Source organism: Algoriphagus sp. (genome assembly GCF_039969895.1).
In the GTDB taxonomy this organism is placed as follows: Bacteria; Bacteroidota; Bacteroidia; order Cytophagales; family Cyclobacteriaceae; genus Algoriphagus.
The window spans coordinates 197,974-212,998 of sequence record NZ_JBDVMZ010000021.1; the positions used below are offsets into that span (position 1 = coordinate 197,974).

The window sequence follows — 15,025 nt, forward strand, 5'->3', positions numbered from 1 at the left end:
ACTTTACTCAACATGGAGAATTCTATTTTTTAGAGTGCCTTTTTTTCTTAAGAGTCATGATGAATAAAGTGAAACCTGACCCTACAGCCGCTAACCCAGCAAGAGAAAATATCCTTAAGAGGAGGTTGTTGAAGTTGTCTCTCCCCGCATAGTCCATAGTGTGGAACATCCAAAGAAAGTCAAACCAACGCCAAGCTCGGTGCCTGACTTTGGTAAACTGGCCACTCTTAGCATCTACATATGCTACCAGATTTTCAGAGGTATCGAAATGTATTGCCCATGCAGGAAGCGATGTACCTCGGTATTCGTGATGAGCCCCAGCATCAGTCAGGTAATTAACTTCCCTGATTTGGAGATTTTCTTTGATATAAATTTGAGCGATTTCTCGTGCTTCAGCCTCAGAAATCTCTGAATGAAGCTTTCCTGATTTAGCATCAAATAGCTTGCTTTCATTTACCCAATAGTAGGCATCATGATTTACAAATCTAAGTTCTAGGGTTGAGATCTTTAGGGTGGAATCGAGCTGATTGATGTCGATTAGTTCGCTAGCATTTTCATGCATCATATGATCATTACGAAAATGATCTCCATGTATTTCATCGATATCTGTCCAACTGAAGTATAGCCCGGAAATAGTCCAAAAGATAAATTGGATTCCTATAAATACACCTAGAAATCTATGGATTCTCCGTGCATAATATTGATTGTTTTTTCTCATTATTCAGCGTTCACTGCTTCAAACGAGACCTTAGTCTTGTCCCATGAAATTGCGACTGTAGTTGTTTTGGCATCTTTTTCTTTGACTTCGAAAGTCAGCGCTTCCACAGTTTCATTTAATTTTTCCGGTTTTACATTGATCCTGATCAGATCATTGGAAGCATTATAGTCATCTGCCAAATGCATGTCCCAATCCTGATTCAGTATTATTGTCCATTCCTCTTTTCCTGGGATGGTAAAAAGCCCATATTGGCCAGCCTTTATCGTTTCGCCGTTTATGATCACATCTTTGTCAAATTTGATATTGGTAGCTTTGTGGGCACCTGTCACCCAGACTTCATTATAAGCCACAAGCCCGCCAAAAATCTGTCTCCCTCTTACACTTGGAGCACTGTAATCAATATAAATATGATTACCACCTGTCATGGCCATAGCTGAAGTTCGGGGGCTTTTGGGTACTTCCGCGGGCTTCGCCTCATGAATTTCATGAGATTCTGATTCCATTTGATGTTCCATGTGGTCCATTTCATGGTTTTCTTTATTTTTTGGATTGCAGGCTGCAGTCGCAAATAAGGCTAGTAATATTAGTTTGATTTTCATATAGTTGGGCGTTTTTATTATTGAATTGTTTTGGTGACTTCTCCACAGGAGAGCATACCTTTTCCAAAGTATGGGTTCATAACTTTTTCCTCCAGACTCAGCCAATCAGCACCTTTGTTGGAATCTGCCATTGGACAATGCTGCACATAAATTTTGGAACCCAAAGGCGTGAAATTTTCGGCCAAACCAACCATTTCGTCTGAGATAGAAAGAAATGAATTTCGGATATTTTCCAGAGATTTGGCACTCTTAATTCTAACCAAATCGACTTTAATGTTTTTTTCGTATTTCATCCATTCCACATGGGCATCTCCTTTGAACTCGGACATATTTACTTTTTCCACTGAAGCAAGCATTGTAGCAGCGCTAGCTTTGGCAATGGACAGATCATCTTTGGTCAAAGCATTTTTTAATTCGAAATAGCTGTCAAAAATCAGCTTCAGCTCATCTTTAGCTTGGGGCGTTAACACTACCGCTCTTGGCGATGAGTGATTAGTAGTTTCCATTTTCATTCCAGGCATTCCACCATGATTGTGTCCAGTCATTGCAGCTCCTCCATCAGGAGACATCATACTCGGTTTCCCCGCAAGTTGAGCGGCAGCATCAATGCTGAATGTGCCATTTACTGCGATTTCTTCTCCTGATTCTAAACCTGAAGTAATGACATATTCTGAGCCCAAAGATGCGCCAAGAGTTACTTCCCGAAGCTTAAAACTTACTGCTTGATCTGAAACATTCTTCACATAAACCACAGATCGCGTTCCTGTCCACATCACAGCCGTTTTTGGAACTATGATGCTGTTATCTATAGACTTACCGTTACTTTCCACTTTCCCGGATACAAACATTTCAGGCTTGAATTTCAGGTTAGAATTACTCACTTCCAGCCTTGCTTTTGCTACTCTTGTCTGAGGGTTGATCATCGGGTCGATGTAGCTGAGTTTTCCGGTGAAAGTCTCACCAGGAAGGGACTGAACAGTAAATTCGATTTGATCACCTTTTTTCACCCATTGCAATTCTGATTCATAGACGTCAAATAATACCCAGACTTTGCTGAGATCAGCAATTTGATATATAGGTTCCCCTTTGCTCACATAGTCGCCCAGATTCACCATTTTATCAGTGACATATCCTGATACATTCGCTAAAATTGGTAGTTGCTCGGTTACTTTTCCTGTAGCAAGAATTTGTGCTATCTGGGAATCAGTCAGTTTCCAATTTTTAAGTTTTTCTTTGGCTGCATTGAAAAGCGCAGGTTGGGAATCCTTGATCTTCTGTGCCTGAAAAAGTTCTTCTTGTGCGGTAGCCAATTCCGGTGAATAAATTTGTCCTAATACCTGACCTTTTTTTACATATTCACCCGTGAAGTTTACGGACAATTCTTCAATCCTTCCCGGTATATGCGCTGATTGTGTATAATTCTGACGTTCATCAGCTTGAATTTTTCCGTTCAGACGAATTGACTTTCCAGCATCAGCATTACCAACTAGGATTGATTGTACCCCTGCAAGTTGCATTGCAGTAGGAGACATGGTTACAGCCATAGGATCAGCATCAGCATTATCATTCTCCAATGGGATTAGGTCCATTCCGCAGATTGGACAATCACCTGGCTCATTCTGTCGGATTTGAGGGTGCATGGAGCAAGTGTAGGTAATAGGGATTCCAGCGATCGACTCGACATGCTCATGTTCATCGGCTTCTAGTTTTGGAGAAGGAGCAGGCTTAAGTAGCCAACCTATGGTCAGTCCGATCAGCAAAGTGACAGCAATCAGGACAAATTTGTTATTGAATATATTTTTCATTTTGTGTATTACTTAGAATTTTTAATCCTAATGTTTACTATGTCAAATTCAATTTTTAAACTAAAATCATGAATTTGTTAAATTCCATTCACTGTAAGTTTTGCAGGTAAGCAACGAGTTCCTTTCGGTCTGAGTCAGATAATATTGCATCCCGATGTATGAGAGTGTATGAGGAAATAGGCATTTTTTTTTGCTCAATTTGTTTAATCATACTCTCTAATTTCATTTTTTCCATTCTCTCGGATAGTGATCCATATTGAGAAAGATTTAATTCTTCCTTACCCTCCCGGATATGTTTTTCAAGTAACCAAGCAGCAGGCTGAAGTTTGCTATACCATGGGTAGTTGATCTGATCACTATGGCAGTTGTAGCATGAAGTTTTAAGCATCTTTCCAATATTCACAGGTGGATTATTAAGAATTATGAAATCATTGGAATCTTTAGGCAGGTAAGGATTTTGATTGGTGGGAATGAATTGAATTCCCACCAAGACAATAAGGAGTAAGGTTGTAAAAACCCCGACTACTTTTTTCATCCGATTTCTATCACTTGCTTTACAGCTCCACAGGTTTTCATTTTACCAGCAAACAGGGGATTCCTTATTTCTTCTGAATCACTCAGCCATATGCCACCTTCATTCTTGTTATACATTGGACACTGCTGCTGATATAGCTTTCTGTCCGAGCCTACAATTGCCAATAGATCTGTGAAGTCTTTTCCCATTGCCTCAAAATGCTCAATCTGATGATCCATTTCACTTTTGGCGATGTGCTCACTGTGTTCTTGGATAACTTCCAATATGCTACTTACTTCGGATTTCTTTTCATCGGTTAACTGATCGAATGAAATGGTTTTTGCATTCTCAGCCAGTTTAGTTGCTGCTTTTGCAGCTTCTTCCTTACTGTTGTTTCCAAGAGCTGTTTTGATTTCCAAGTACTCATCTATTAGATCAGTCTTAGTGGCCGGTCCACTCATGTCCATTCCTTTATCCATGTTGTCCATAGATTCAGACATTGCATTATGGTCTTCTGATCCCATGGTATGATCCTCTTGTTTCTTTTCTCCACATGCAATAAGTGAAAGAGAAAGTCCAGCAATTAATGCCAGCGATAGAATTGTTTTTTGAGTTTTCATTTTACTTCATTTTGAATTTTACGGATACTTAGTTTTAATTATTGATGTTTACCTATGCTTTAAGTTTCTGTTCTAAGCGACTAGCAGCCAGAAATCTTATGTGCCAATGGGTGGTTTATGTATTTCTTTTTTAGATAATGTCAGTTAAGATTTGATCTGCCGTTTTAATAACTGTGCGTTGAAGGCCACGATGACTGTACTTAAACTCATCAGAGCTGCACCAATTGCTGGGCTTAGAATAATTCCGACGCCAGCCAATACTCCTGCAGCCAAGGGAACGGCTACGATATTATATCCTGCTGCCCACCAGATATTCTGCATCATTTTTTTGTAAGTCGCAGTTCCGAAAAGGATCAGGTTGGCGATGTCTATTGGGTTGCTATTGACCAAGATGATATCAGCAGTTTCAGCAGCAACGTCAGTACCTGATCCCACAGCAATTCCTACATTTGCCTGTGCCAAGGCTGGGGCATCGTTGACTCCATCTCCGGTCATTGCTACGAATTCACCTTTAGCCTGAAGGTCTTTGATAATCTTCTGCTTGTCTTCCGGCATTACTTCTGAATAATAGCCGTCCAGACCTAATGTTTCACTTACTGCTTTGGCTACTATTTCATTGTCGCCGGTAGCCATTAAGATCTTAATTCCGTGCTTTTTAAGTGTATTGATAGCTTCTTGAGACTCATCACGGATTTCATCCGCTAATGCGATGTAACCAATAAGCTTTTCATCCGAAAGTACAAAGACTACTGTTTCGTCTTCTGTTTTGAAAGCACCTTCAGGTTGTTCTATGTCTTTTTGTTTTAATCCACCAGGACTTAAAATACTGATCACACTGTCGCCAAGTTTGGCTTTTATGCCCATTCCAGTGATGTTTTGGAAGTTTTCTGGCTTGCCTAGTTTTAATTCTAGCTCCTTTGATTTTCTTAGAATTCCACCTGCGATTGGATGTTCAGAACTGTTTTCAAGTGCTGCTGCAATGGCGAGTAAGTCTTTATCTTCCATTCCCTCTGCTACGCTTTTGAATCGAGTCACTCCGAATTCACCTTTGGTCAAGGTTCCTGTCTTGTCAAAAATGATGGTGGTCAGGTTCCTTGAATTTTCAAAGGCAGTCCTGTTGCGAATCAACAAGCCGTGCTTAGCAGAAACGGAAGTGGAAATAGCAACAACCAATGGCACCGCCAGACCTAATGCATGGGGACAGGAGATTATCATGACCGTTACCATTCTCTCCAGAGCGTAATTGAATTCTTTGCCAAGGCTTAGCCATACTACCAAGGTGATAATTCCTGCTGCCAAAGCGATGTAGAACAACCAGCCTGCAGCTTTGTCAGCCAAATTTTGAGTATTGGACTTCGTTTTTTGTGCCTCTGTAACTAATCCTATTACTTTGGACAAGTACGACTCTTCTCCAGTGTGCTTCACTTTGATTTTTAGGGCACCATTATCATTCACTGATCCACCGATCACTTCATCGTCTTTCTGTTTTGCCACTGGTTTGGACTCACCTGTAAGCATGGATTCATTTACATGACTGCTCCCTTCCAGGATTTCACCATCAGCTGGAATTTTTTCACCTGGTCTCACTAAAATTGTGTCTCCAGATTTTAGCTCTGCAATAGGAACATCTTCGGATTCACCATTTTCCTTTATTCTCCTAGCTTCTGAAGGCATCATTTTAGCCAGTTCCTGAAGAGCATTAGAAGCTCCCATCACTGATTTCATTTCTATCCAATGTCCTAGCAGCATGATATCAATCAAACTAACCAATTCCCAAAAGAATATTTTTCCAGAAAGGCCAAAGACTACAGCTGAGCTATAGAAATAGGCTACTGAAATCGCCAGTGCAATCAATGTCATCATGCCTGGTTTTTTCTTTTTCAGTTCCTCTACCATGCCCTTTAAGAATGGCCAGCCTCCATAAAAGAAGACCACCGAGGAAAGGGCGAATTGCAAGTATCGGTCTCCTTCAAATCTGAATTCATAGCCCAAAAGCCCTTGGATCATTGGTGCCAAGACTACTATTGGCAAGGTGATCACCAGAGAAATCCAGAATCGCTTTTTGAAATCTTGGATCATATGCATATGATGCATGCTATGGTCATGACCTTTCATTCCATGCTTTCCCTTTTGATGGGATTCATGTTCCTTACGTTTATGGTCTGAATGTTCCATTTTATCTTTGTTTAAATAGCTGTCTAAAAGATTTTAAAATCTAACTGTCAATCCACCACCGGCGCCAAAACGATTGTCGTAACTTCCCATGACAGAGAAGTTTCTGGAGAAAATATAACTAGCACCCGCTGACCAGGTAGTCTCCCCTTTGTAGTTGGAGTTTTCGCCTGATTTGGGAAGGGTATTTGTCCATCCAAAATCCATTTGATATTCATAATTAGCGAAAATGGTAGTTCGTGGGAAAATCATGATTTCTCTGTTGATTCTGAATTCTGGTCTGAGTTTGCTATCAAGCCTTACATCGAGATTGAATAAGTAAGGTGTGAGGAATCGAATCCCGACCACTGCCGTTGCATTGATCTCATCAAGACTTTCGGCCACCTCATTTTCCAGGTTCACTCCAGCGAATACTCTGAAATAATCATAGAGATATCGTTCGTAGCTTACCTCTGCTTCAAAATTCTGGTTATATCCATATTCCAGATCCAAGTTGAACTGATTGCGAATATTTGAAGACATTAGGTTTAGACCTACCATTTGGGAGGCTACATTCGCAGTTCCCCAGTTAAAATATTCATCACTTTCTTTAATAAGTTTTTTTAGCGGAAAGCCTTTTAATCTTGGATCTCGTGGGGTTTCGTAAGAGAATATCCTGGCCATTCCACCCATCATATGATAAAGCACATGACAGTGGAAAAACCAATCTCCCTCTTCGGTACCTTCAAATTCAATAGTGATCTTTTGCATTGGAGGCACATTCACCGTATGCTTGAGAGGTGAATATTCTCCTTTATCGTTGATTACTCTGAAGAAATGGCCATGAAGGTGCATCGGGTGATGCATCATCGTGAGGTTGTTCAAGGTAATTCGAGTTACTTTTCCGCCTTCGATTTTTATCTTATCAGCTTCAGCTAGTGGTACTCCATTCATGCTCCAGATGTAGCGCCACATATTTCCTGTAAGATTCAGTAGAACTTCATTTACAGGTTCATTGGCTGGGAAGCTGGTTTTTTCGGGTGATTTTAGGTAGTCGTAATTGTATTCGGCGAACATATCCATACCAGGCATTTTGTCCATAGACGCACCCATATCCATTTTACCATCCGTTTCCATAGGTTTAGCCATTGGTTGATTGTGGTCCATTTTGGAATGATCCATACCTTGCATAGTAACTTTTTTAGAAGAATCACTTGAGCTTTTCTCCTCCATATTCATCTTGGAATGATCCATTGTCATTTCAGTCTTCTCCATCTTCGAGTGATCCTTATTCATTTCATTAGGATTCATGTCGTCCATGTTCAACTTATCATCCATTTGCATTCCCCACTTATCCATCATTTCTATTGGATTCTCTTCGGAAGGTTTAAACTTCATGGCCGGGGCTCCCATTTTCATGTCCATCTTTGCCATTTTCATCATCATTCCTATTTTGTCGGGGCGGGGGACATCTGGAGCACTGAGGATATTTCCATTTCCTAAGAAAGCAGACGTTTGCCCCGAGCCGTCTTGTGCAGTTGCTCTGATTTCTATCTTTCCAGAATCTGGAATAGTGACAATGAAGTCGTAGGTCTCGGCGATGGCGATAAAAGTCTTATTGTGGACTATTGGCTCCACGTCCAGACCGTCAGCAGACACAAGCAGGGGATCCGCTCCTCCGAAAGTCAACCAAAACTGTGATGATGCAGATCCGTTTATAAACCGTACACGCACTTTCTCCCCAGGTTTCAAATCGGGGTACTCTGAGATAGACTGGCCATTTGTAAGGAAAGCATTGTAGTAAATGTCTGCAATGTCAGCACCTTCCATTCGTTGTTTCCAAAAATTCATCTGAGCACCGAAGCCTCCTCTTGCTATCACTTGATTTAGAGGTGTTGCAGTGCCTTTTTTGATGTTATACCATTCATTTCCTCGCTTTAGGTTTCGCATTACATTCATGGCTTTCTGATTGGTCCAATCAGACAGAAGAATGACCAATTCTGTATCGTATTCCAGCGTTTTCTCCTTCGGTTCAATAACTATAGAGCCGTAAACACCACTTTGCTCCTGAAGCATTGTATGCGAATGGTACCAATAGGTTCCAGCCTGCTTCAGAGGAAACTCATATTTTTGGGTTTCTCCAGGCAGTATCGGAGGTGTGGTCAGATAGGGGACTCCATCAAAGAAATTCGGAAGAAGGATCCCATGCCAATGAACAGAAGTTTCCACATCCATTTCATTTTTGACATAGATGACAGCATATCCGCCTTCCTGAAAAGTCAGTGTAGGGCCTGGAATTCCACCATTAACAGTCATAGCGGGCACAGGTTTTCCAGCTTTGGTTACCATATCTTTTTTTATAGATAAAGTATAAGTGGCAGTGTCAGCTGGTGTCTGATCTGCTTTTGCCAAACTGCTGTTCTCGCCCATGCAAAGAAGAAACAGAATGGAACCAATGAGATATTTTAGCATAAGTCTCATCGCTTATTTTGTCGCCTCCAGTCGCTCAATCATTGCCTGCATCTGAGCGATCTCCCGCTGCTGTGCTTCTATGATATCCTGCGCCAATTTCTGTGCTTCTGGATCTTGGAGATGAGCTTTTTGGCTTACCATGATGGCTGAAGAGTGATGTGGAATCATGGCTTTCATCCACTGCACATCTGCAATTAAGGTTTGATTTCTCAGCATAGTCAGCGTACCTATGAAAACGATTAGGGAAGAGGCTAGAATAATGTAATTGGTCTTTTTATTCTCATACATTCCCCACATAAATAGAAGCATGGAAATGGCCATAGGGGCAACCATCAAGATGGTCATATAGGTCCTGGTAGTGCTTAGCATGACATGCTCGAATAAATCTGCATTTAGAAACATTACTCCATACATAATGACAAAGGAAACTGCCATCATTGCTGCGAATTTTAAATAGTTCTTACTTTTCATAATCAGTAGGTTTTAGCGGTTATATAATTGATTTGAGCCAAGGAAGTTTGATAAGCTACCGTGGCTTTGAGTTTCATTTTTTGGTATTCCAACAGTTGTTGCTGTACCCTCAAGACCTCTTCAAAGTCGTTTCCTGAATTGCTATAGGCAGAATAAAGTAATTCCAGAGTTTGCTCGGACGTTTGCACTTGTTTGCTATACAGCGAGATCAGATTCTCCTGAATCTCCATGTCGGAGGAGAAGCGGTAATAGGAGCCATAGAGTTTATTGTTGAGCTCGTCCTTCTCCAGTTGATAAGATTCCTGCATAAGTTCGGCTTCCTTCTGAGCACCCTTATATTTCCCTCTGAAAATCGGTAGGCTCATCGTGACCATAGGCATCAAGACATTTTTCCCGTTATCTGGGATGTCCATATCTGTTCTTTCGCCGACAAGTACATAATCGACACCTGCACCTAGCTTTGGCATACCTTGCTTTTGGGCAACACGCACGCTTGCTTCACTGGCCTGAATTTTCAAATCTATACTCCCCAACATGGGGTTTGCCTGGATTGAATCAGTTGAAATCTGCCGGTCAGCATCCGTGATTTGGAGCATCTCAGAGATCTCAACGGGGGAATCATGAGATCTGGAAAGCAGGGAATTGAACCATGAATTGCTTCCTTTGATTTTCATCTGTAGCACTTCGATGTTAGTCTTGGCTGCCTGAATCATGATTTCTACCCGTAGCGCATCTGCAAGAGAACCTTGACCGTTTTCGAATTTTGATTTAGCTAATGAGTAATAGGTTTCCAGGATTTCCAGATTCTCTCTTTCTAACTCGATCAACTCATGTATCTCTACCAAAGGATAATAAACAGTGGCCAATTGGCTGTATAGTTGGTTCTTAGCATCCAGAAATTCCTGATATTTTGCTTCAGCCATGAAGGAAGCTACATCTTCCTGAGCTCTTAGCGTACCGAACCAAGGGAACATCTGCGTCAAAGAAAAGCGGGCATTCTGAGGACCAACTCTGGTTTCAACCGGAGATATGAAATATCCAAAAGACAGGTTTGGATCTTGTAAGGATCCTACCTGCGGGATTTTTTCCATGGCAGCTTCAAATGCTTTGTATTTAGCTTGAAGACCTGGATTGTTTTCAGCGCCTATTCGAAAATAGTCTTCTAAACTTTGCGAACTAGCTGAGAAACTCATACCCAGAAGCAAAAGAATGGAAAGTGTGGTAGTTTTCATTTTCAGCTTTTTTTAAGTTTTCGTTCTTCCCGGATGGAGTATAAGACAGGTACAATAAAGTAGGTGATAGCAGCCACGATCATTCCTCCAAAAGCCGGAATAGCCATCGGAATCATGATATCTGACCCTCGTCCCGAGGAGGTTAAAATCGGAAGTAAGGCTATAATGGTAGTAGCCGAAGTCATGACTGCCGGTTTTATTCGACGCTGTCCAGCTTCCACAATTGCCTTTCGTATTCCTTTAAAATTGTCAGTTTTGTTGCGTTCAAAACTCTGGTCCAGATAAGTAGCCATCAGCACCCCATCATCGGTAGCAATACCAAAAAGCGCAATGAACCCAACCCAAACCGCTACGCTCAGATTTATTTGGTGTACTTGGAACAGGTCCCGCATATTTGTGCCAAAGAGGTTAAAATCAGCAAACCAAGGCTGGCCGTAGAACCATAGCGTAATAAAAGCCCCGGAGAACGCCATAGCAATTCCAGTGAAGACCATGAAAGTGGTGCTTACGGATTTGAACTGGAAATAAAGAATCAAAAAGATAATGACCAATACTGCCGGGACGATGATGCTCAGGCGTTTTTCTGCACGAACCTGATTTTCGTAGCTACCGGAGAATTTGTAAGTCACTCCAGTTGGGACTTCCAGCTCGCCTGAATCAATTTTGCTTTGGATCAGCCGATTGGCATCCTCGACTGTGGTCACTTCAGAATTCCCATCCCGCTTATCGAATAGCACATAACCCACCAAAAAAGTCTCCTCACTTTTGATTGCCTGAGGTCCCCGGACATAGTCGAAGTCAACAAGTTGGCCTAAAGGGATTTGAGCTCCTGTAGGGGTAGAAACATAGATTTTGGACAAGCTCTCAGGATCATCCCGTAATTCCCGTGGATAGCGAACACGGACAGGGAATCGCTGCCGTCCTTCTACGGTGGTAGTGATATTCATGCCTCCAATAGCCGTTTCTATTGTTTGCTGTACATTTTCTATTGTTAAACCAAATCGGGCGATTTTCTCTCGGTTTATCTTCAGCTGTAGATAGGGCTTCCCCACAATTCTATCAGCGAATACTGCTTCTTCTTTGACTGAGGGAACCTGCTTTAATATAGTTTCCAGTTGAATACCAAAGTTCTCGATGGTCTGCAAATCAGGCCCATAGACTTTGATTCCCATGGGTGCCCGCATGCCAGTTTGGAGCATAACCAGTCGGGTTTCAATGGGTTGGAGCTTAGGTGCGGATGTGATTCCTGGGATTTTTGTAACTGCAATAATTTCATTCCAGATATCATCTGGGGATTCTATATGATCGCGCCAGTTTCTGTAATACATTCCATTCTCATCAGGGACCAAATTTTTTGTAGACTTATTTTGTGCAAGAGCGTCCTGATTCGATAGGGTGTCACCAGTTGTAAATATGAATCTATCTTCTTTATCAGTTTTGAAACGCTGTTTATGCCCTTTGGAGTTGAGTAGATATTCTGACTTGTAATTAATGATATTCTCGTACATGGAAATCGGAGCTGGATCCAATGCAGATTCTACTCTTCCCAATTTCCCAACTGTCAGATCAACCTCCGGAATGTTAGTCAACAGCATATCCAATTGACCAATAATTTTTCTATTGTAAGCAATGCCAGAGTGAGGCATCGCAGTTGGCATGAGTAGGAAGCTTCCTTCATTCAGAGAAGGCATGAATTCCTTTTGCATCCCCGGGAACGTATGTGATAAGCTAGACCATGGTTTACTGGATTGAATATCCCAACCTATGAGATTGGTGGCTTTGGGAATTAGTCCAAAGGTGGCATTAAAGCCAAGCCAAACGGTTGCTCCCAACAAAATTAAGGCTGCAGGAATACTGAGGAAGGCAGTTTTGTGGTCTAGGCACCAGGTTAATACACGTTTGTAATTGTATTCCAATATGGAGAATGCACCTAAGATCAGGCTGACCAAAATGGCGACAAATAACACATTGGCAATAATAGAATGAGAAGCTCCTAGTGGTAGCCAATAAGTAGCTAAGAGCCATACCACTCCTACGATTGCCAGAATAATTTCAAGTTGATTGTATACAGGTAGAATGCGAGTTGGGATGGTTCTCGCTTCTTTTTCTACATAGATTTTTGCAAAAGAAATGATGCTAAAGAATACCAACATTATTCCTGCCCAAGTATAACCGTAAATCAGAGCTCCAATACCGAGCATGAGTAATAAACCATTACCTAATAGCTTGTACCGCTGATTTTTGACTTTGAAACCAAAAAATACATGAGCTAACAGAGGTAGAATCAATAATGAAACTATCAAAGCTGCTATAAGAGCAAAAGTCTTGGTATAGGCTAGAGGACCAAATAGTTTTCCCTCTGCAGCTTCCATGGTAAAAACAGGAATAAAGCTCACAATAGTTGTAGACACTGCAGTTAGAATTGCAGTAGCTACTTCGGAAGATCCCTTGTATATGGTGGTGATTAATTTTTGCTCAGGTGGAGCTTCGTCAATGTGTTTGATGATATTTTCAGAAAGTATAATTCCAAGATCCACCATAGTTCCGATAGCGATGGCTATACCTGAAAGAGCTACGATGTTTGCATCTACTCCGAAGTAGCGCATGGCTATAAAAACCATGAGAATGGCGATCGGTAATAAACTGGAAATCAAGATGGAAGCTCTGAGATTATAAACCATCACGATTACCACCAAAATAGTAATCAGGATCTCTAGCGAAAGAGCCTCTTCCAACGTTCCTAAAGTTTCCTGGATCAGGGTTGACCTATCGTAAAATGGCACTATAGTCAACTGACTTATACGGCCATCTGCCAAAGTCTTTTTGGGAAGACCCGGAGCTATTTCGTTGATTTTCTCTTTGAGGTTATTGATGACCTGAAGGGGGTTGGAACCGTATCGAGCGACAACTACACCACCGACTACCTCAGCTCCATCTTTATCCAAAAGTCCTCTTCTATTGGCAGGGCCGAGGCTTACGACTCCGATGTCTTTTATCCGGATAGGAACATTTTGCTCCACGGAAACCACGGCTTCTTCTAAGTCTTCTATTTTTTTGATGTAGCCTAAGCCACGCACTAAATATTCAGCTTGATTGATTTCTATAGTTTTAGCACCTACATCCCGGTTGGATTGCTTTACCGCCTCCATGACTTTCATTAAGGGAATATTGTAGGCTTTAAGTGCGTCAGGGTTAACATCCACTTGATATTCCTGTACAAATCCACCAATAGAAGCTACTTCAGAAACGCCTTCGACTGCATTTAATCCATATTTCACAAAGAAGTCTTGGACAGTTCTGATCTCATGGAGATCCCAGCCCCCAGTAGGATTTCCTTGTTCATCTCTACCTTCGAGTGTGTACCAATAGACTTGCCCCAGTGCTGTGGCATCGGGTCCCAATCCTGGTTGAACAGCTTCTGGAAGTAGCCCTGCCGGTAATGAACTGAGTTTTTCCAGAATTCTGGATCTTGACCAATAAAATTCTGTTTCTTCATCAAAGATGATGTAGATGCTGGAAAAGCCAAAAATAGAGGAACTGCGGATGGACTTGACACCTGGAATTCCTAATAAGTAAGTCGTAAGTGGGTAGGAAATCTGGTCTTCAATATCCTGGGGAGATCTTCCTGGCCATTGTGTGAATACGATCTGTTGATTTTCGCCAATATCTGGAATGGCATCCACTGGAACAGGATCGGAAGGTAGAGCACCGACTTTCCAACCAAATGGAGCAGTCACTATGCCCCATGCAATCAGAGCAATCAGTAAGAGTACGGTAACGAGTTTATTCTCAAGAAAATACTTGATAATTGAGTTAAGCATGATTTAATCCTGGTAAAAGGGGAAACTAGAATAAAGAGGCTAGATAGTTGAAAGCTACTAGGAAAAAAGATGTCGGATGACCGATTACCAGGAAGTATTAAATCAGGAATGATTGAAAAAGAACTGTGTAGTTTTTTTCAATCGAAGGGGGGGAAATAAATGGATTTATATAAGCTTCAGTACTTGTTAATTCAATACCAAAGATAAAGGATTGGGTAAATGCCGCAACAAAAATTAGTTGGACTGAATCTAATTGAAGAACTTTTAATTGTTGATCCCCATCGTTATGAACAAGTTCAAAACTATTTTGACAACATGGGTTTGCTTCACTTAAGCCCCCTTCTTCTGAAGAAGAAGACTTTTGGTGTTTCATACCACAATCCAAATTTTTGGCAGAAAGACCTATTGCATTTAACATTTCAGATCCCATGCATATATGACTGCTTTTCGCCAAACCGATGTTTGTGAAAAGAAGTAAAAATGCTAAAACTATGGAAAATGATTTTTTCACTAATACAATTATAGGATAAATTCCTGAGGCTTTGAAATAATTTAGCTGAATCTTAATCTACGCAATTTTCTTAATTGGGTTTAAGATTTCCTTTAAACTTTGCAAAGAAAT

11 protein-coding genes are annotated in these 15,025 nt (G+C 41.2%); all 11 read right to left on the minus strand.

Annotated elements, in window-relative coordinates:
- Positions 1–22: 22 nt before the first annotated feature.
- Positions 23–718, minus strand: coding sequence for a PepSY domain-containing protein (locus ABJH64_RS15585; protein WP_348273738.1), 696 nt, complete (start codon positions 716–718; stop codon positions 23–25).
- Positions 718–1,317 carry a DUF2911 domain-containing protein gene (locus ABJH64_RS15590; protein WP_348273739.1) on the minus strand — a complete coding sequence of 200 codons (600 nt, stop codon included), beginning with the start codon at positions 1,315–1,317 and terminating at the stop codon, positions 718–720. Before ABJH64_RS15590 ends, ABJH64_RS15585 begins: the two co-directional genes overlap by 1 nt.
- A gap of 17 nt (positions 1,318–1,334) precedes the next feature.
- Positions 1,335–3,122 (minus strand): efflux RND transporter periplasmic adaptor subunit, encoded by a 1,788-nt coding sequence (locus tag ABJH64_RS15595; RefSeq protein ID WP_348273740.1) that lies wholly within the window; start codon positions 3,120–3,122, stop codon positions 1,335–1,337.
- An 88-nt stretch (positions 3,123–3,210) separates the two neighbouring features.
- Positions 3,211–3,657, minus strand: a complete 447-nt coding sequence (locus ABJH64_RS15600) for a heme-binding domain-containing protein (RefSeq protein ID WP_192085332.1) — start codon at positions 3,655–3,657, stop codon at positions 3,211–3,213.
- Positions 3,654–4,256 carry a DUF3347 domain-containing protein gene (locus ABJH64_RS15605; RefSeq protein ID WP_348273741.1) on the minus strand — a complete coding sequence of 201 codons (603 nt, stop codon included), beginning with the start codon at positions 4,254–4,256 and terminating at the stop codon, positions 3,654–3,656. Before ABJH64_RS15605 ends, ABJH64_RS15600 begins: the two co-directional genes overlap by 4 nt.
- 144 nt (positions 4,257–4,400) lie before the next feature.
- Positions 4,401–6,431, minus strand: coding sequence for a copper-translocating P-type ATPase (locus ABJH64_RS15610; protein ID WP_348273742.1), 2,031 nt, complete (start codon positions 6,429–6,431; stop codon positions 4,401–4,403).
- A 33-nt stretch (positions 6,432–6,464) separates the two neighbouring features.
- Positions 6,465–8,837 (minus strand): multicopper oxidase domain-containing protein, encoded by a 2,373-nt coding sequence (locus ABJH64_RS15615; protein ID WP_348299030.1) that lies wholly within the window; start codon positions 8,835–8,837, stop codon positions 6,465–6,467.
- Between the two features lie 54 nt (positions 8,838–8,891).
- On the minus strand, positions 8,892–9,350 hold the full coding sequence (locus ABJH64_RS15620; protein ID WP_192085328.1) for a DUF305 domain-containing protein: 459 nt from the start codon (positions 9,348–9,350) through the stop codon (positions 8,892–8,894).
- 2 nt (positions 9,351–9,352) lie between these two features.
- Positions 9,353–10,582, minus strand: a complete 1,230-nt coding sequence (locus ABJH64_RS15625) for a TolC family protein (protein WP_348274395.1) — start codon at positions 10,580–10,582, stop codon at positions 9,353–9,355.
- Between the two features lie 2 nt (positions 10,583–10,584).
- Complete coding sequence (locus tag ABJH64_RS15630) at positions 10,585–14,403, minus strand: efflux RND transporter permease subunit (RefSeq protein WP_348274396.1); 3,819 nt, start codon at positions 14,401–14,403, stop codon at positions 10,585–10,587.
- A 97-nt stretch (positions 14,404–14,500) separates the two neighbouring features.
- A complete protein-coding gene (locus ABJH64_RS15635) occupies positions 14,501–14,914 on the minus strand; it encodes a hypothetical protein (protein ID WP_348274397.1) in 414 nt (137 codons plus the stop codon).
- Positions 14,915–15,025: the final 111 nt, after the last annotated feature.